Origin of the sequence: Brevibacterium sp. CCUG 69071, from assembly GCF_021023135.1 — a bacterium.
Taxonomy (GTDB): Bacteria; Actinomycetota; Actinomycetes; order Actinomycetales; family Brevibacteriaceae; genus Brevibacterium.
The window spans coordinates 77689-94924 of the sequence record NZ_PGFV01000007.1; the positions used below are offsets into that span (position 1 = coordinate 77689).

The following is a 17236-nucleotide window of genomic DNA, read 5'->3' on the forward strand; positions in this document are numbered from 1 at the left end:
CGGCTTTCGGCGCTCCGGTCTGCTTTCGACACTCAGCCGCGCCTCAGAGCGTGAACCCCGCGGGGAACGGATCCGACGGGTCGAGCATGAACTGCGAAGTGGCCGTCAGCCAGGAGCGACCGGTGATCGTAGGAATCACCGCCGTATGCTCTCCGACGGTGGTCTCCTCGACGAGTCGACCGGTGAACGAGGTGCCGATGAAGGACTCGTTGACGAAGTCCGTGTTCAGCCCCAGCTGGCCACGGGCGTGGCGGACGGCCATGAGGGCGCTGGTGCCGGTGCCTCCGGGCGAGCGGTCGAGCCAACCGGGATGGTTTATGAGCACATGGCGAGCGTCGGAGGCACCCGAGTCCGGGGCGAGGAACACCACGTGCTCACAGCCGCGGAACCCGGAGTCCGGATGCACGGGTTCGATCTGCTCATTGACCGCGGCCATGATCTCTCGCCCAGCGGCGATGAACTCCTCGGAGCGGTTCCGCTCGAAGGGGATGCCGACCTCCTCGGCCGAGACGAACGCATAGAAGTTCCCACCGAAGGCGATGTCGCACGCCACGGCCCCGAACCCGGGCACCTCGACGGTCTGGTCGAGGGCATGGGCATAGGAAGCGACGTTGACGATGGTCACCGCCTCGGCCTTGCCATCGGCAACGGCCACCTAGGCGGTGATGAGTCCGATCGGAGCATCGAGGCGCACCGTCGTCACGGGCTCCATGACCGGGACCATCCCGGTCTCCACGAGCACCGTGGCCACGGCGATGGTGCCGGCACCGCACATCGGCAGCACCCCGGTGACCTCGATGAACAGCACACCCCAGTCGGCATCGTCGCGGGTCGGCGGCTGCAGGATCGCCCCGGACAGCCATCCGTGTCCGCGCGGTTCGCACATCAGCAGGGTGCGCAGGTCATCGGAGTTCTCGATGAACCACTCGCGTCGCTCGGCCATGGTCGTCCCGGAGAAGACTCCTGCTCCCCCGGTAACGACCCGCACGGGCAGGCCTTCGGTGTGGGCTTCGACGGTCTGCAGAAGACGGTTGCTGCGCATGCTCGCTCAGCTCTTCTCCGCCTCGGCGGCTTTGGCTTCGATCACATCCTGCGGCAGGATCACCCGGTACCCGAGCCTCGCCTCGTAGCCGTGGATCTCCCGGGTGTCGAGCGCGGACATGAAGTCGAGCACCTCGGCGGTGATGACCTGCCCGGGCACGAGGACCGGGAATCCGGGCGGATACGGGGTGACGAAGCCGGCCGACACCGGCCGCTGACCCGCCTCGACCCGACGGCGCAGCTCATGGGGCAGGACGTGTTCGATGTTCCACCGGCGCAGACCCGCATAGTAGGCGGTGCGCAGGTCACCATCGGGCAGCTGCTTCGAGGGATCCTCTGCCGGAACCTCGGCGGCATATTCCGGGGCGAAGGCGCTGAAGTCCGGCAGCGGCGGCATCACCGCGGCCGGTTCGTTCCGGGCGTCCGGAGTGTCGAGTTCGTGCGGATCGGTGAACTTCTGCGCCAGCTTGACGAGGACCTCGATGAGGTAGGCCACCGCCGACCGCGAGGTGCCGATGTTCGTCATGAACAGCACCGTATTGCGGCTCGTCTTATTCACCTGGATGCCGTAGCGGTCCATCAGGTGCTCGTGCTTGAACGTGTCCCCATCGACCCCGGTGCCGCTGATCTCGACGGTGATGCGACTGGGATCGACGACGAACTCGTCGGTCGCCCAGGCCTTCCAGAAGGTCGCCAGACCGTCACGCAGCGGCATCGTCCGCTCGGTCTCCCGGTACTCCGAGGGAATGAGATCGGCGGCGGTGAGCACGCGGAAGGTCTTCTTCAGCAGGGGGTGCCGGGCCACCGCCGAGGCGAGGCTCATCGCCAGGTCGAGCTGCTTCTGCACGAGGGCGAAGCCCTCCATCTCGACCTGCCGGCGGCCCAGGTCCAAGGAAGCGAGGATCTGATAGTTCGGGGACGTCGAGGTGTGCGTCATGTACGCCTCGTGGAAGGATTCCTCGGCCCCATGGGCGAAGTCCTGATCGTAGACGTGGACCATCGACCCCTGCCGCAGCGAGGTCAGGGTCTTGTGCGTCGACTGGGTCGCGTACACCCGGATCCTGGCGTCCGGCGGCGGCAGCAGCGATTCGTTCAGCCACACCTCGTCCGGTGCCGGCTGCCCGGTCTCGGGGTCGAAGAGCCTGCGCTGCTGCTCACGATAGGCGGTGGCGTGCGCGCTGGTGCCGATGACCTCTTCAAGGCGTTCGGCCGCGACCATCGCGGTGCGCTTGCGGGTGACCGGGTGGAAGCGGGCGAAGGCGAACCAGGCCTCGTCCCACAGGAACACGAGATCCGGTTTGATCGCGAGGCATTCGGCCATCACCGTGTACGGGTCGTAGACGATGCCGTCGAAGGTGCAGTTGGTCAGGGTGATCATCCGCACCTCGTCGAGGCGGCCGGCGGCACGGTAGTCGAGCAGGAGCTGCTTGATCCTATCGAGCGGCACGGCCCCGTAGAAGGCGACGTCGTTGAGCGGGTAGGCCTCGAGGTACGCGGTCCTGGCACCGGTGAGCATGAGCGCATGGTGATGCGATTTGTGGCAGTTGCGGTCGACCATGACGACCTCGTCGGGTGAGACCACGGCCTGGTGGACGATCTTGTTGGCCGTCGAGGTGCCGTTCGTGACGAAGTAGGTCCGCTTGGCGCCGAAGGCACGGGCCGCCAAGGACTGCGCCTTCTTGATCGTGCCCACCGGGGCGAGCAGCGAATCCAACTCACCCGAGGTCGCCGAGGTCTCCGCGAGCAGCAGGTTGAGGCCGTAGAAGTCGACGAAGTCGCTGATCCACTTCGAGCCGACGACCGATCCGCCGCGGGAGACGGGCAGGGCGTGGAAGACACCGGCGGGACGGCGGGCGTGTTCGCGGATCGCGGTGAAGAACGGCGTGTCGTAGAGGTGCTGGACGCGGCGCAGCAGGGACAGGTGGAGTTCGAACTGGTCCTCGCGGCGGAAGACGCGACGGAATCGGTGGGTCAGGGCACCGGCCAGGTTCTCGATATGGGCGCCGGCCATAAGGTAGAGGTCGAGCTCCGGGCGCAGACCGGCCAGCGTGTCGGCCAGGCGCAGCACCCGGCGAACCGAGTTGAGCGGACTCATCGGCGTCGTCGGCGAGGTGGCCGTGCCCTCGTGGGCGAGCGCCACCGCATTGCGCAGGTCCCGGCTGAGCACCTCCCGGGTCCGGTCGGTGAAGCCGGGACGGATGACGCAGGCGAGCAGGTTCGGGTTCGTCAGGGCCGCGACCACCGCATCGTCGGCGGTCGGGACGATGACGTAGTCGTAGATGAACTGGTCGGAGGCGTTGCGCAGCTTGAGCAGGTCGGTGTGCAGCTCATCGCGGCCGCCTTCGGTGGTCTCGTCGACGATGAGGACTTCGAAGCGAGGACGCGGGTCCTGCCGGTCCTTGTGCTCGGCGCGTTCCTCCTCGGTGAGGTCTTCGTCCATGACGTCGGGCACGGTCGTCCCACGCAGTCGGTTGACGGCTCGGGTGATCATGTCGTGGGCCCTGTCGAACTCCCCGTCGGAGAGCAGTTCGGCGATCTCCTCAACGTAGCGCTGACCGAATCCGCCCCAGTAGAGTTCGATGGTCTTCAGCGACCGCAGCGAGCGCCAGACCTCCCCGTCCTCGGCGATCATCGAGAAGTCCCCACCGCTCATCGCCAGGCGTTTGATCGCGAACTTGAGGTACTCCCAGGCATCGGAGCGCAGCCGCCAGGTGCTTGCCGGCATTCCCGGATCGCGTTCGAGCTTGGCCTTCCGCGGTCGGGACAGGAACCCGGAGCCGGCGTGCGTTCGAGGCGCTGCTCCGGCGGCGGATCGATCCGGCCCGAACGAAGTCGGTGCCGGATGGTCGTCGGAGTCGATGCCGGTCATGCGTAAGCCTCCTGGCTGTCAATCTTCTCGCTGGGACGGCGTCCCCCTGCGGATTCCGTTGTGCACAGATCATACGACCTCCCGCGACCGAATGGTCAACGGTGTGCCCATATGAGACGAAAGAATGATAAGCATGAAGCATGGGCAATTCAGAGCCGAAATCCGCCGGTCATCTTCTCGTCCGTGAGCTCGAGGCGCACGGAGTCCAACGCGCATACCTGGTCCCGGGCGAGTCCTATCTCGATGTTCTCGACGGCCTCCACGACTCGTCCATCCGTGCGATCGTCTGCCGCCAGGAGGGCGGAGCCGGCTACATGGCCGTGGCCGAGGGCCGGATGACCGGGGTGCCCGGCATCGCCATGGTCACCCGCGGCCCCGGGGCCTCGAACGTCATGGTCGCCGTGCACACCGCCTTCCAGGACGCGACGCCGATGGTCGTGTTCGTCGGTCTCATCCCCACCGCGCAGCGCGGTCGGGAGGCCTTCCAGGAGTTCGACCTGTCCGGCTGGTTCTCCACGACCGCGAAGAAGGTCCTCACCCTCGATGCCCCCGACAAGGCCGCCGAGGTGGTCGCCGACGCCATGCACACCGCCGTAGCCGGGCGGCCGGGTCCCGTCATCGTCGGTCTCCCCGAGGAGGTCCTCGTCCGGGAGACCACCGCCCGGACCCTTCCGCCGCGCACCCTCGGCTCCCCTGCTCCGTACAGCGGGGACCTCACCGAGCTGCGCGCCCGGATCCTTCAGGCCGACCGTCCCGTGCTCGTCATCGGCGGCGAGGACTGGTCACCGAGCACCTCGAAGCGCATCGCCCAATGGTCCCGCGACCGCGGCCTCGGCGTGATCGGCACCTTCCGCGCCTATGACGGCATCGACCATGCCGGCCCCAATTTCCTCGGCATCCTCGGCTACGGGGCCTCCGAGGTGGCGAAGAGGACCTTCGCCGAGGCTGACCTGCACATCTTCCTCGGCTGTGTCCGCACCGATGTGTCCACCGCCGGCTTCACCATCGGCACCGAGCAGAAGACCGTCGTCATCGGCCCCGATGCCGATGCCCACGGTCACTTCGGCCCCCTCGACCAGCACATCGTCACCTCGGTGGGTCGCTTCGCCCAATCGCTGTTCACCGAAGACGGGTCCCGCGCCTACTCGGTGTCCTCGGACGGGTCGATCGACGAACCCGCCGCCGAGGACTCCTCCCTGACCCCCACCGAGGCGGCCGTGCCGCTGCCCGAATGGATCCGTCGCGCCCGGGCCGAGTTCGAGGACTGGCGTGAACCACGGGTGGGCACAACCACCTCGGCGCCGGAGTTCGTCGACATGGACGAGGCCTTCGTCCACGTCCGCGAGCTCCTTCCGGACAACGCGATCATCACCTACGGGGCGGGGAACTTCTCCGGCTGGGCGACACGGTTCCTGCCCGCCCACGGATTCCCCTCGGCTCTGGGACCGCGGAACGGATCGATGGGCTTCGGGCTGCCGGCCGCCGTCGCCGCGGGTCTCGTCCATCCGGAACGGGCCGTGTTCTGCATCGCCGGGGACGGGGACTTCCTCATGAACGGTCAGGAGCTCGCCACCGCCGCCCAATACGGGATCGACCTCACCGTCGTCGTCAACGACAACTCCGTCTACGGCACGATCCGCGGCCACCAGGACCGCGAATACCCGGGCCGGGCGACGGGCACGACGCTGGTCAATCCCGATTTCGCGGGCATGGCTCAGGCCTTCGGCGGGCTCGGCATCAGGGTCGAGTCCACCTCGGAGTTCAGGGAGGCCTTCGCCGCGGTACTCGCCCACGAGGGACCGGCCCTCGTCCACTGCATCACCGATCCCGCGATCCGCGGTGCCCGGGCCTGAGCCTGAGCATGAAAGAGTGAGCTCATGAGAATCGACGCGATCTTCACCGACCTCGACGCCCGCACCCTCGATCCCGCACGGCCGCGGGCGACGAAGATCGGGGTCTTCGGCGGGCGGATCATCGGCTTCGACGAGGAGCTCGAGGGCATCGATGCCGACCGCGTCGAATCCCTCGGCGGTGCCACCGTTCTGCCGGGCTTCAACGACGTCCACTGCCACACCGCCTGGTTCGGACTCACCCTCGCCTCGATCGACGTCACCGCCCTGCCCGGCGGGCTGGACGAGGTCTACGCGGCCCTCGAGACCGCCGCGGCCACGACACCGGCCGGCGAATGGATCAACGCCACCGGCTACGCCCACCGAGACTACGACGGGCAGTACCCGGATCTGGCCCGGCTCGACGAGATCACCGGGGATCGGCCGCTGTTCATGCGCCAGACCTCGGGGCATGCCGCGATCGTCAACACCGAAGCGATGCGGCGGGCCGGGATCCTCGCACCGGACTTCACCGAACCCGTCGGCGGCAAGGTCGTCCGCGATGCCGCCGGGCATCCGACCGGACTGCTCGAGGAGACCGCTCAAGAACTCGTGCAGAACCTCATCCGGCCGTACTCGATCGACACGATCGTCGACGCCCTCGACCTCGCGACCGCACACTATGCGAAAGAGGGGATCACCTCCTTCGGCGAATGCGGCATCGCCTACGGCTGGATCGGCCACTCCCCCATCGAGATCTCCGCCTACCTCGCTGCCCGCGAGCAGGGGAAGCTGCGGGCCCGCGCCCAGCTGCTGCCGCAGGCCGACGGCCTCCATGCGATCGCGGCGAACTCCGCCGACGGCTTCGGCATCGGCCTCGATGCGGGACTGCGCACCGGCCTCGGCGATGAGCTCCTCTCGATCGGCCCGGTCAAATTCTTCATGGACGGGGCGATGAGCGGGGAGACCGCGGCGCTGCGTGAGAACTACGCGGGCAAGGATCACCCCGGGTATCTGCAGGCCGACGCCGCGGAGCTGCGCCGGCAGATCCTCGACACCTACGCCTCCGGGTGGTCGCTGGCCGTCCATGCGATCGGCGACGCGGCAGTGGACGCGGCCGTGGCCAATATCGTCGACGCGCAGAACCGCTATGGCAGGCGTGCGGTGCCCAACCGGATCGAACACGCCGGACTCGTCCACGAGGAACATCTGCGCACACTGGCCGAGAACGGCATCGTCGTCACCCCGCAGGCGGCCTTCGCCGAAGGCATCGGCGACGGGATGAACCGGTCGGTGGGCCCCGACCGGCGGCAGCTGATCTACCGCGCGAAGTCCTTCATCGACGCCGGGGTGATCCTCGCCGGCAGCTCGGATCGGCCCTGCGCCGATGGGAATGTGCTGCGCGGCATCGAAGCCTTCGTCACCCGGGCGACGCGCGAGGGCGACGTGATGGGCTCGGCCGCCGAATGCCTGTCACCGGACGAGGCGATCGCCGCGTACACGAAGGTCGCGGCGATCGGCTCCGGGCAGGGAGCGGACAAGGGGACGCTGAGTCGCGGCAAGCTCGCCGACTTCGTCGCCCTCGACGCTCATCCCGCCGAGGTGGCCCCGACCGAGATCGCGCAGATCCCGGTGCGGGCGACCGTCCTCGGCGGCGAGTTCACCCACGACGCCCGCTGACAACTACCTGACGGGGTCCCAACAACGTGGCGCGAGGTGTCTGGGACCCCGTCAGGTAGTCTTGGGAGGAGATTCGGGGTGGTCAGCGGGAGAAGTCAAGGTCGGTGAGGACCTTCTCGAAGACGCCGAGGCCGCGCTCGAGGTCCTCGTCGCTGATGTTGATCGGCGGGACCACATGGAGTCGGTGGTAGTTGTTGAACGGGATGACGCCGTGCTCCTTGAGCGCCCCGAGCACCGAGGCGACCTCGGGTGAGCCGCCGCCGTAGGGTGCCAGCGGCTCCCGCGTCTCCTTGTCCCAGACGAGTTCGATCGCCCAGAACGCACCGACTCCGCGGACCTCGCCGACGTGCTTGGAGTTCTCAGCGATCTGACGCAGCCGGGGCCCGATGATGTCCTCGCCGATGCGCGCGGCGTGGTCGATCATGCCTTCGGAATCCATCGCGGTCAGCGTCGCCACCGCCGCCGCGCAGGCCAGCGGGTGCCCGGAGTAAGTCAGTCCGCCGGGGTAGGCGCGTTCGCCGAAGGAGTCATAGATCGCCTCGTTCATGATCACCCCGCCCAGGGGCACATACCCGGAGTTCACGCCCTTGGCGAAGGTGATGATGTCGGGCACGATGTCGAAGTGTTCGAAGGCGAACCATTTCCCGGACCGGCCGAACCCGGCCATCACCTCGTCGGCGATGTAGACGATGCCGTGCTTGTCGCACAGCTGTCGCACTCCCTGCATGTAGTCGGCGCTGGGGATCATGATTCCGGCGGTGCCGGGGATCGACTCGAGGACGATCGCGGCGATCGTCGAGGGTCCTTCGAGTTCGATGGTCCGTTCGAGGTGGCGCAGGGCCCGCTCGGTCTCCTCCGCCCCGGTAGTCGCAGAGAACTCCGACCGGTAGAGGAAGGGGCCGAAGAAGTGGACGACTCCGGAGTCGCCGTTGTCGTTCGACCAGCGGCGCGGGTCGCCGGTGACGTTGATCGCCGTCTCGGTGCCGCCGTGATACGAGCGGTAGCGGGAGAGGACCTTGCGTTTGCCGGTGTGCAGTCGGGCCATCCGGATCGCGTGTTCGTTCGCGTCGGCACCGCCGTTGGTGAAGAAGACGTGGTCGAGTCCGGCCGGAGTGCGTTCGGTGATCAGCCGGGCCGCCTCGGAGCGGGCGGCGTTGACGTGGGCGGGGCTGATCGTGCACAGCAGGTCGGCCTGGTCCTTGATCGCCTGGACGACGGCCGGATGCTGGTGCCCGATGTTCGTGTTGACCAGCTGGGAGGAGAAGTCGAGGAACGACTGTCCCTGACCGTCGACGACGGTCGAGCCCGAGGCCCGGGAGATGGTCATCGGATCGTTGAGGCGCTGCGCCGACCACGAGTGGAAGACGTGGGCCCGATCGAGGTCGTAGGCGCGAGCCGATTCGTCCCTGATCGCTGTGATCTCGTCATCGCTGAGCTGCTGCATCTGCATCACCCTTTCACCACGGAGGAGGCTGTCCGCGCGCGTGATCTGCGCGTGTCCGCTCATCGTAGATCAGATTCGATAGAGTGACGAGCATGCCCTACCGGACCATCAGACGGACCGCCGAGGCGGAGGTCGAGATCAAGCGCTCACGGTTCCTCGCGCTTCTGGCTCCGGTCGTCGACGAGGCGGCCGCCCGCGAGGTCATCGCCGAGCGCCGGAGCGCCCATCCCAAGGCCCGCCACCACTGCACGGCGTTCATCCTCGACCCGGATTCGCGGACCCAGCGCTTCAATGACGATGGGGAGCCCGCGGGCACGGCCGGTGCCCCGATCCTCGATGTCCTGGCCGGGCACGAACTCACCTATGTCGTCGCCGTGGTGACCCGGTATTTCGGGGGAACCCTGCTGGGTGCGGGCGGACTCGTGCGCGCCTACGGTCAGGCCACCTCGGCGGCGGTGGGAACGGCGTCGATTGTGACGAAGCATGAGCTGGTGCCGGTGCGTGCCGGCGTCGACTACGCGCAGGCCAATGCGCTCGAACGCGGCGCCGAGGTGCGGGGCTGGTCGACGCGGGCCGAGTACGGCGCGCGTGTCGACGTGGATGTCCTCGTCCCCGTCGCCGAGGCGGAGGCGGCGATTGCGATGTACGCCGACCTCACGGCCGGTCGGGCCGAACCCGAGATCGGCGAGATCGAATGGATCTAGCCGCGGGGACGGTCGGTCACGGTCAGTCCAGAGCGGCGATCTTGCCGACCTGGGCGTTGGTGAGCATGACGAGGTCTTCGGGGCGGATCTCGATCTCGAGCCCGCGGCGTCCGGCGGAGACGAAGACCGAGGAATGCTCGAGGGCCGTGCGATCGATGACGACCGGGGCCGCATGGCGCTGCCCGAACGGGGAGACTCCCCCGACAGGGTAGCCGGTGCGGCGTTCGGTCTCGGCGACGCCGGCCAGCTGGGCCTTCTTCGCACCGCGGGCAGAGGCGAGACCTTTGAGGTCGAGCTGCCCGGACACGGGAACCAGTGCGGTCACGGGGGCGCCGTCGACCTGGATCATCAGGGTCTTGAACACCTGGTCGGAGCCGACGCCGAGCTTGTCGGCGGCTTCGGAGCCATAGCGACGAGTGCTCGGATCATGATCGAAGCTGTGCAGGCTGTATTCGATGCCTGCCAGGTTGAGCACTCGAACGGCCGGGGTAGCCGCGCTTGTCGTCTTGGTGGATGCAACTGTCATAAAGGGGTCGTGCCTCCTGCCCGTGGTGCGTCGGGACACGGCGGGCACTGGGCCCGAAGCTTCGCAGCTCCTGTGTTCCCGCCTCGACACGGACGGAATGTTGTATCGATGCTGATGGGTACCCGCCCACAATAGGCGAAGTGGAGGGCCGAGCGCCAATCAAAGACCCTGCGTGAAACGACAGTTCGACTTTTCACGTGCACGCGTCCTCGCTGGTGGTCGGTGCGCAACTCAGCCCCAGCCGAGTTCGTGGAGGCGATCGTCGTCGATGCCATAGAAGTGCGCGATCTCGTGGACGATGGTGATGACGATTTCGTCCTTGAGGTGATCGCGGTCGCGGGAGAAGGCGATGAGGTTGTCGCGGTAGAGGAAGATGGTGTCCGGCATCTCCAGACCTGAGATGCCGCGTTCGCCGACCGGTGTGCCGTCGTAGAGTCCGAGCAGGTTGGTGCTGCCGTCCTCGGGGCGGTCCTCGACGAAGAGGGCAACGTTGTCGAGTTCGTCGGTCACGCCCGCGGGCAGCTCGTCCAGCGCCTCGTCGAGGATCGCTTCGAACTCGTCGTCGCTGAGGTATTCCATGCCTACAACTCTAGCTTTCGCGCTCTGGAGTTCCCCTCGCCGAGGCGGGCCCCGGGTGGCCGAAATTCTGTGACCGAGGACACCCGTCTTCGTTTTGCATTCCGGGAAACCCTTGGGATAAGCTTAACGTCGTTGCCCACGGGGAATCCGAGAGCAAACTAGGCCCCCATCGTCTAGAGGCCTAGGACACCGCCCTTTCACGGCGGCGACACGGGTTCGAATCCCGTTGGGGGTACGGTGTAGGATCGAGAGGTTCCACATCGCAACAACAGCAAGGCCCTGTGGCGCAGTTGGTTAGCGCGCCGCCCTGTCACGGCGGAGGTCGCGGGTTCGAGTCCCGTCAGGGTCGCGGAGCATAAGGCTCTTCTTCGGAAGAGCCTTTGTTTCTCTCGGCATACTTCGGTATGCCGGCGACCAGGCTCTGTAGCTCAGTTGGTAGAGCGTTCGACTGAAAATCGAAAGGTCACCGGATCGACGCCGGTCGGAGCCACCACTTAGGAAGAACCCTCGCGATGATCGCGGGGGTTCTTCTCGTTCCGCGGCCCCTCCGCCATCGCACCCGCGGGCCTGCCGCAGTAGCATCTGCGCATGGGACTCCTTCGCTACTCGATCGACCTCACCCACGACGGCAGTTGCCACCACGAGGCCGGCATCCCGCCCGACGAAGAGTCGCTGCGCTACTGGGCCGCGGAGATGGAACGCGCCGACGGCCTCCTCCTCGGCCGGATCACCTACGAGATGATGGAGTCTGCGTGGCGGAGGCCGAACACGGGGGTGTGGCCGGAGTGAATGGAGGACTGGGAGAACCCCCTCGCCGAGGCCATCGATCGCGCGCACAAGTTCGTCATGTCGGGCACGCTCAGCAGGGTCGATTGGAACGCCGAATTGGTCGACGGTCCTGCGGCAGAGGGGGTCGAACGGCTCAAGGCAGAGCCGGGTGAGCGCCTATGGGTCGGCGGGGTGACCCTGCCGAAGGCCTTGGCGGACCTGGGGCCGATCGACGAATACGAATTCCTCGTCCAGCCGATGATCGCCGGACACGGACCGTCCCTGCCCGCGGGGCTGAGCGAACGTCTCCGGCTCGAACTGGTGGATCACCGTGCGCTGAGATCGGGGACGATGGTGCTGCGCTACCGCATTGCGCACTGAGGGCGTTCACCGCCTCCACCGTACCGAACCCAGGGATCGTACTGTACAGTAACTTACACCGATGGGAAGACCGTCGAACCTCGATGGTGCAAAGGAGCATACAGATGACACGTGGAACCCGAATTGCCGGAGCCCGGGTGCTGATCACCGGTGCCGGCAACGGAATCGGACGACTTATGGCCCTCGATGCGGCTGCGCGCGGGGCCGCGGAGGTTCTCATCTGGGATCTGTCGACCGAGAGCGGACAGAGAGTGCGCGAGGAGATCGTGGCTGCGGGCTCACGCGCCCGATCCTTTGCGGTCAATGTCGCCGATTCCGCGCAGGTCGCGGCAGCGGCCGAGGACACCGGGCCGGTTGACATCCTCATCAACTGCGCCGGGATCGTCACCGGCGAGAAGCTGCTGGAGGCCGACGAGAAGGCGATCCGCCGCGTCTACGACGTCAACACCCTCGCTCTGTACTGGGTCACCCGCGCCTTCCTGCCCGGAATGCTCGAACGCGACCGCGGCACGGTGGTCACCATCGCCAGCGCCGCAGGATTCACCGGCGTGGCGCGGCAGACCGACTACTCGGCGAGCAAATTCGCCGCCGTCGGATTCACCGAGTCCCTGCGTGCGGAGCTGCGCGCCGAAGGCAGCAAGGTCTCGACCCTCGTCGTCTGCCCGTACTACATCAACACCGGCATGTTCGAGGGTGTGACCACCAAATTCCCTCGCCTGCTGCCTATCCTCGAAGAGACCGACGTTTCGACCAAGGTCCTCGACTCCATCGCGTCCGGGCGCGAACAGCTGGTCATGCCCTCGCTGGTTCGCATCCTGCCCGGAGCACGACTGCTGCCCACGCGGATGTTCGACAAAGCGATGGACTTCCTCGGCGTGAATAAGACGATGGACCACTTCACCGGCCGCCGTCCCGTGGTCGCGGAAGCGAACACCGCCGCACCTGCCGAAGAGCTCAGCTCCGCCGACTCCTCCCCCGCGACTCGCTGACTCCTCACCCTTCGGACCGGAACTGACCGGCAAGGACTCCCGTGCTAGCGTGACCTATCTGCTGACACCGCTGACACACGAGGAGACTCTGCTTGGACATGGTGACCATCGCCCTCGTCGCGGCAATGCTTGTCGGCGCCACCCTGCAGCGCATCGCCGGAATGGGTTTCGCCATGGTCGTCGCCCCGCTGGCTCTGCTTCTCCTCCCCGGGCAAGAAGGCGTGGTCCTCGCCAATGTCTGGGGAATGGTCGCCTCACTCATCCTGATCTGGCCGGTGCGCAAGGACGTCGAATGGCCGAAGGTGTCCGTGCTTGTGAGCACCAGTCTGGTCGGCGCGCTCCTCGGGGCCGTGGTGATCCGCGCCTTGGACGCGAGCACCTTCAAGATCGTCGTCGGCCTCATCCTCATCGTCGCCATCCTCGTCTCCCTGGTCATCGCCGGTACGAGTTGGATGGCCAAACTCTGGCCGGCGACGACCATGGCGGGAACCGGCACCGGAATGCTCATTACGATGTCCGGCATCGGCGGACCGGTGATGACCGTGTACTCGGTCGTCACGCGATGGGAGCACCGCAAGTTCGCCGCATCGATGCAGCCTTTCGTCGCCGTCGTCTCCGGCATCGGAGCGGTCGCCGCCCTGCTGGCCTCCCCCGGATCGTTCCCGACGTTCGCCCTGCCCGAATGGTCTCTCATGGCCGCGGCTCTGCTGGCTGGTCTCTTCGGTGCCCGTTATCTGGAGCCCTTCATCACCCCGAAGGCAGGCCGGATCATCGTCGTCATCCTCGGCCTGCTCGGTGCGGTCTCGGCCGTGATCAGCGGCATCGGCATGCGCACGGCCTGAGCCTGAACAGGCCCGACCCATGCGTGGACGCGGCGGTCCGTGCAACAATGGCCGCGTCGACATGCGACTCGCATCGACCCCCAGCGAAGGAGCGATCATGAGTGACGAATCCACCGATCCCACACAGTGGCAGGACGAAGCGGAGTTGGATGAGCCCACCCTCGACGAACCCACGGCCGACGAGCTCGGCGCGGTCGAGGACACCGCAGCACTTGCCGAGGCCGAGGCCGAAGACAACGACCTCGAGCCTGATCCCGATGACGAGGATCCCTTCGTCGAGCCCGGAGCCGACGGCCCGGAAGGGACCGGCATCGAAGGTGCCGACGACGCCCTCATCGAGGATGCCGGCTGGGAGGACGAGAACGACGCCCCCGACCTCGACGGAGAGTTCGACACCGACCCGATCGCCGCGGCTGAGCAGGGCAACCGCCCCGGCGATGAGATGGTCAGCGATGACGACGACAATGACGAGGTGGCCGAACTCGCCGGGGACGACCTCGACGCCGATGCACTCTCCGAGGATGGCCTGGACACCGTGCTCGACGAGGACTGAGCCGCTCAGGTCATTCGCCCAGCTCCGACACCGTCCGGTAGGACAGCACGCCAGTCGTCTGCGCCGGGCGGTCGACGTTGAGCCTGCCGAGACTCTCCACCGCAGCTGAGACCGCGGCTCGGTAGAGCAGCGAACCCGTGCTGATCCGCGCCACCCCCGCCTCGGCCAGCTGCCGGCGGCTGAAACGCGGGCTGGCGAGGACGTTGAGCGGCAGCGTCGAGGCCGTGACGATCTGCTCGATGATGTCCACATCGAGATCGCCGGGCACGAAGACCCCGTCCGCCCCGGCATCGGCATAGATACGGAGCCGTTGCACAACCTCGCCGAGGTTGTCCTGCCCAACCCAGTACGTGTCGATCCGTGCGTTGACGAAGAGGTCGGGGAACGCGTCCTTGATCGCGGTGATCTTCGCGGCGAGCACTACGGGTTCGACGAGGCGGCCGCGGGTCGAATCTTCGATGTTGATTCCGGCGACGGCCAGGCCTGTGCCGCTCGGTGCGCCGGGACGGACGAATCGCTCCGCCAGGATGTCGACGACCTCGGCGGGAGTGTCACCGTACCCGTCTTCGAAGTCGCAGGTGAGCAGCCTCTCGGGCAGTACTGTCGCAATCCGGCCGATGAGATCGGCCATGGCTTCAAGGGTCTCGCGGTCCTCATCGACGGTACCGATTCCCGCCGCCACACCGAGACTCGTCGTGCCGACGGCACGGTGACCCGCCTCGACGAACAATCGGGCACTGGCGATGTCCCAGGCGCACGGCAGGATGAACGGCGCCCCGTGGACGTGGAGACGGTGGAATTCCGGGGTCGAGTTCACAGCTGGGTCACCTTTGCGGTCAGGATCCAGTCGAGCTCGTCCCGACCGGTCGGTGTGAGTGCGAGTGCGCGGCTGCTCGACCGCCGGGAGATCCAGGCCCTGTCGAGAAAGACTCGGCAGAGTTCATCACCGAGCCACCCGCCGAGGTGGGTCCGCCGTTCCGTCCAGTCCAGGCAGGGGCGTGCGACCGAGCGCGCCGATGCCGGAGAGGAAGGAAGATGGATTCCCCACACCTCGGCGAGGCCTGCGCGACCGGAGTCGGTCACGGTCACGGTGTCGTCGATCCACTGCCGGTCGGACAGCGCGGCGAAGATCTGGACGCCGAGGCGACCGGCGATGTGTCTGTAGCAGGTACGGGCCTCGAGGAGGTGACGGTCGCGGGTCTTCCCGGCCAGGGACGGTGCGGAGTCGACGCTGCGCCCGGCCAGAGCTCCCGTGTGTTCGAGCCACTCGGCGATGTCGTTCGAGGCCAGCTGGACATAGCGGTGGCGTCCCTGCCTGCGTTCGGCGAGGATGCCGCGGTCGACGAGCATGCTCACGTGTTCCGACATCGACGACAGCGGAATGGACAGGGCCCGGGAGAGCTCCGTGAGCGTCCAGGCCCTGCCGTCGAGGACGCTGATGCAGATCATCACGCGCGTGGGATCGGCGAGTGCCGAGGCGAGGGCGGCGATGTCCGGCGCCGATTCCGGGTAGCTCCTGCTCATGGCTCCATGCTAGAACCCGCTTGCTTCGGCGCGGATCGAAGTGTGTTAGAACGAGAGAGGAAAGGAGGCGTTCGTGTCTTCATCGCCTTATCCCCATCGACAGCGGTTCGACCTGCCGCATGCCGGGTCCGGTCGGCCGGTCCACCGCCTCGGCGTCATCGCCACAGTCGCCACCTTCGGCGGTCTCCTCTTCGGCTACGACACCGGTGTCGTCAACGGTGCACTCGAACCGCTGAGTCAGGACTTCGGTCTCACCGCCCTCTCCGAAGGAATGGTCGTCGCCAGTCTCATGATCGGCGCCGCCTTCGGTGCGGTCTTCGGCGGTCGCGTCGCCGATGCCTCCGGCAGACGCCGCACAATTCTCCTGCTCGCCGGGATCTTCATCATCGGCACCCTCGGCTGTGTGCTCGCCCCGGGCGCGGAGTTCCTCATCGGTTCGCGTTTCGTCCTCGGCCTCGCGGTCGGCGGCGCCTCGGCGACCGTGCCCGTCTATCTCGGTGAGATCGCCCCTTCGGAGAAGCGCGGCTCCTTCGTCACCCGCAACGAGCTGATGATCGTCGCCGGCCAGCTCGCCGCGTTCATCATCAACGCCGTGATCTTCAACGTCTGGGGCCACGTCGACTCCATCTGGCGCTGGATGCTCCTCGTCGCCTTACTTCCCGCGATCGCCCTGCTCGTGGGCATGATCTTCCAGCCCGAGAGCCCCCGCTGGCTGATCTCCAAGGGCCGCACCGAGGAGGCGCTCGCGGTGCTGAAGAAGGTCCGCTCCCCCGAACGTGCCGAGGCCGAAGTCGCCGAGGTCACCCACCTCGCCTCCGAGGACGCGAAGCAGTCCACCGGCGGACTGACCGACCTCGGCACCCGGTGGGTGCTGCGGCTGGTCATCATCGGTGCCGGTCTCGGCTTCTTCCAGCAGCTGACCGGCATCAATTCGGTCATGTACTACGGCACGCAGCTGCTCACCAACGCCGGACTCGACTCCGGTGTCGCAATCATCGGCAACATCGCCAACGGCGTCTTCTCCCTGGCCGGCATCTCACTGGGCATGTTCCTGCTCAACAAGCTGCCGCGCCGCGTCATGTTCCTCACCGGCTACGGGCTCATCGCGGTCTTCCACACCCTCATCGCGCTCACCGCGGTCGTCGTCCCGCCGGGACCGGGGCAGGCGTGGACGGTGCTCGTCTTCCTCGTCCTCTTCGTGTTCTCGATGCAGGGCACGGTCGGTCCGCTGACCTGGCTGATGCTCTCGGAGATCTTCCCGATGAAGATCCGCAGCTTCGCAATGGGCATCTGCGTGTTCGTGCTGTGGATCATGAACGCCGTCGTCGCCCAGTTCTTCCCGCCGCTCATCGAGGCGATGGGCATGACCGCGACCTTCGGCATGTTCGCCGGCTTCGCCGTCATCGCCTTCATCTTCCTCTACACACTCCTGCCCGAGACCAAGGACAAGGACCTCGCGGAGTTCGAGCGGGAGTTCAAAGCGAAGTACGGACGGAAGTAGAGAGTA

General features: G+C 66.9%; 15 protein-coding genes, 3 tRNA genes and 1 pseudogene. 12 read left to right on the forward strand and 7 right to left on the reverse strand.

What is annotated here, in order from left to right; translation table 11 throughout:
- Positions 1 to 43 precede the first annotated feature (43 nt).
- Both CV023_RS16530 and CV023_RS16535 read right to left on the reverse strand, forming a co-directional pair.
- A pseudogene (locus CV023_RS16530) lies at positions 44 to 1042 on the reverse strand (proline racemase family protein).
- Positions 1043 to 1048: 6 nt separating this feature from the next.
- The gene (locus CV023_RS16535) at positions 1049 to 3910 is read right to left on the reverse strand and encodes an aminotransferase class I/II-fold pyridoxal phosphate-dependent enzyme (protein WP_230747911.1); all 2862 of its coding nucleotides are present in this window, start codon (positions 3908 to 3910) and stop codon (positions 1049 to 1051) included.
- 140 nt (positions 3911 to 4050) lie between these two features.
- Here CV023_RS16535 and CV023_RS16540 point away from each other — a divergent pair, with 140 nt between their 5' ends.
- Positions 4051 to 5763: a thiamine pyrophosphate-dependent enzyme gene (locus CV023_RS16540; RefSeq protein ID WP_230747912.1), complete on the forward strand. Its 1713-nt coding sequence runs from the start codon at positions 4051 to 4053 to the stop codon at positions 5761 to 5763.
- Between the two features lie 24 nt (positions 5764 to 5787).
- Complete coding sequence (locus CV023_RS16545) at positions 5788 to 7419, forward strand: amidohydrolase (RefSeq protein ID WP_230747914.1); 1632 nt, start codon at positions 5788 to 5790, stop codon at positions 7417 to 7419.
- A gap of 82 nt (positions 7420 to 7501) precedes the next feature.
- Here CV023_RS16545 and CV023_RS16550 read toward each other — a convergent pair whose 3' ends face one another.
- Positions 7502 to 8863 carry an aspartate aminotransferase family protein gene (locus tag CV023_RS16550; RefSeq protein ID WP_230748053.1) on the reverse strand — a complete coding sequence of 454 codons (1362 nt, stop codon included), beginning with the start codon at positions 8861 to 8863 and terminating at the stop codon, positions 7502 to 7504.
- A gap of 92 nt (positions 8864 to 8955) precedes the next feature.
- Between CV023_RS16550 and CV023_RS16555 the strand changes: the two genes are divergently transcribed.
- Positions 8956 to 9567, forward strand: coding sequence for an IMPACT family protein (locus CV023_RS16555; RefSeq protein WP_230747916.1), 612 nt, complete (start codon positions 8956 to 8958; stop codon positions 9565 to 9567).
- Between the two features lie 22 nt (positions 9568 to 9589).
- On the opposite strand, the gene ybaK is transcribed toward CV023_RS16555, so the two are convergent.
- Together ybaK and CV023_RS16565 are read right to left on the reverse strand one after the other, a co-directional pair.
- A complete protein-coding gene (ybaK, locus tag CV023_RS16560) occupies positions 9590 to 10093 on the reverse strand; it encodes a Cys-tRNA(Pro) deacylase (protein WP_230747917.1) in 504 nt (167 codons plus the stop codon).
- A gap of 231 nt (positions 10094 to 10324) precedes the next feature.
- Positions 10325 to 10672, reverse strand: a complete 348-nt coding sequence (locus tag CV023_RS16565) for a metallopeptidase family protein (RefSeq protein WP_230747918.1) — start codon at positions 10670 to 10672, stop codon at positions 10325 to 10327.
- Between the two features lie 162 nt (positions 10673 to 10834).
- On the opposite strand from CV023_RS16565, the gene CV023_RS16570 reads away from it, so the two are divergent.
- The 8 genes from CV023_RS16570 to CV023_RS16600 all read left to right on the forward strand — a co-directional run bounded on the left by CV023_RS16570 (position 10835) and on the right by CV023_RS16600 (position 14205).
- A tRNA-Glu gene (locus CV023_RS16570) sits at positions 10835 to 10907 on the forward strand.
- A 40-nt stretch (positions 10908 to 10947) separates the two neighbouring features.
- Positions 10948 to 11021: transfer RNA gene (locus CV023_RS16575), tRNA-Asp, on the forward strand.
- Between the two features lie 68 nt (positions 11022 to 11089).
- Positions 11090 to 11165, forward strand: a tRNA-Phe gene (locus CV023_RS16580).
- Between the two features lie 95 nt (positions 11166 to 11260).
- Positions 11261 to 11461: a hypothetical protein gene (locus tag CV023_RS19190; RefSeq protein WP_442859949.1), complete on the forward strand. Its 201-nt coding sequence runs from the start codon at positions 11261 to 11263 to the stop codon at positions 11459 to 11461.
- On the forward strand, positions 11462 to 11821 hold the full coding sequence (locus CV023_RS19195) for a dihydrofolate reductase family protein (RefSeq protein WP_442859950.1): 360 nt from the start codon (positions 11462 to 11464) through the stop codon (positions 11819 to 11821).
- A 104-nt stretch (positions 11822 to 11925) separates the two neighbouring features.
- Entirely contained in the window at positions 11926 to 12810 is an 885-nt protein-coding gene (locus CV023_RS16590; RefSeq protein ID WP_230747919.1) for an SDR family oxidoreductase, read from the forward strand.
- A 98-nt stretch (positions 12811 to 12908) separates the two neighbouring features.
- Positions 12909 to 13652, forward strand: a complete 744-nt coding sequence (locus CV023_RS16595; RefSeq protein ID WP_230747920.1) for a TSUP family transporter — start codon at positions 12909 to 12911, stop codon at positions 13650 to 13652.
- Positions 13653 to 13749: 97 nt separating this feature from the next.
- Entirely contained in the window at positions 13750 to 14205 is a 456-nt protein-coding gene (locus tag CV023_RS16600; protein WP_230747921.1) for a hypothetical protein, read from the forward strand.
- Positions 14206 to 14215: 10 nt separating this feature from the next.
- On the opposite strand, the gene CV023_RS16605 is transcribed toward CV023_RS16600, so the two are convergent.
- The gene (locus tag CV023_RS16605; protein WP_230747922.1) at positions 14216 to 15022 is read right to left on the reverse strand and encodes an isocitrate lyase/PEP mutase family protein; all 807 of its coding nucleotides are present in this window, start codon (positions 15020 to 15022) and stop codon (positions 14216 to 14218) included.
- Positions 15019 to 15729, reverse strand: coding sequence for an ArsR/SmtB family transcription factor (locus tag CV023_RS16610; protein WP_230747923.1), 711 nt, complete (start codon positions 15727 to 15729; stop codon positions 15019 to 15021). Before CV023_RS16610 ends, CV023_RS16605 begins: the two co-directional genes overlap by 4 nt.
- Positions 15730 to 15802: 73 nt before the next feature.
- Here CV023_RS16610 and CV023_RS16615 point away from each other — a divergent pair, with 73 nt between their 5' ends.
- Entirely contained in the window at positions 15803 to 17230 is a 1428-nt protein-coding gene (locus tag CV023_RS16615; RefSeq protein ID WP_230747925.1) for a sugar porter family MFS transporter, read from the forward strand.
- Positions 17231 to 17236: the final 6 nt, after the last annotated feature.

What these genes read in the sequence shown, in the direction of transcription:
- CV023_RS16535 (WP_230747911.1), bottom strand. Translation starts at nt 3,910, where the DNA reads ATGACCGGCATCGACTCCGACGACCATCCGGCACCGACTTCGTTCGGG.
- CV023_RS16540 (WP_230747912.1), top strand. Translation starts at nt 4,051, where the DNA reads ATGGGCAATTCAGAGCCGAAATCCGCCGGTCATCTTCTCGTCCGTGAG.
- CV023_RS16545 (WP_230747914.1), top strand. Translation starts at nt 5,788, where the DNA reads ATGAGAATCGACGCGATCTTCACCGACCTCGACGCCCGCACCCTCGAT.
- CV023_RS16550 (WP_230748053.1), bottom strand. Translation starts at nt 8,863, where the DNA reads ATGCAGCAGCTCAGCGATGACGAGATCACAGCGATCAGGGACGAATCG.
- CV023_RS16555 (WP_230747916.1), top strand. Translation starts at nt 8,956, where the DNA reads ATGCCCTACCGGACCATCAGACGGACCGCCGAGGCGGAGGTCGAGATC.
- ybaK (WP_230747917.1), bottom strand. Translation starts at nt 10,093, where the DNA reads ATGACAGTTGCATCCACCAAGACGACAAGCGCGGCTACCCCGGCCGTT.
- CV023_RS16565 (WP_230747918.1), bottom strand. Translation starts at nt 10,672, where the DNA reads ATGGAATACCTCAGCGACGACGAGTTCGAAGCGATCCTCGACGAGGCG.
- CV023_RS19190 (WP_442859949.1), top strand. Translation starts at nt 11,261, where the DNA reads ATGGGACTCCTTCGCTACTCGATCGACCTCACCCACGACGGCAGTTGC.
- CV023_RS19195 (WP_442859950.1), top strand. Translation starts at nt 11,462, where the DNA reads ATGGAGGACTGGGAGAACCCCCTCGCCGAGGCCATCGATCGCGCGCAC.
- CV023_RS16590 (WP_230747919.1), top strand. Translation starts at nt 11,926, where the DNA reads ATGACACGTGGAACCCGAATTGCCGGAGCCCGGGTGCTGATCACCGGT.
- CV023_RS16595 (WP_230747920.1), top strand. Translation starts at nt 12,909, where the DNA reads ATGGTGACCATCGCCCTCGTCGCGGCAATGCTTGTCGGCGCCACCCTG.
- CV023_RS16600 (WP_230747921.1), top strand. Translation starts at nt 13,750, where the DNA reads ATGAGTGACGAATCCACCGATCCCACACAGTGGCAGGACGAAGCGGAG.
- CV023_RS16610 (WP_230747923.1), bottom strand. Translation starts at nt 15,729, where the DNA reads ATGAGCAGGAGCTACCCGGAATCGGCGCCGGACATCGCCGCCCTCGCC.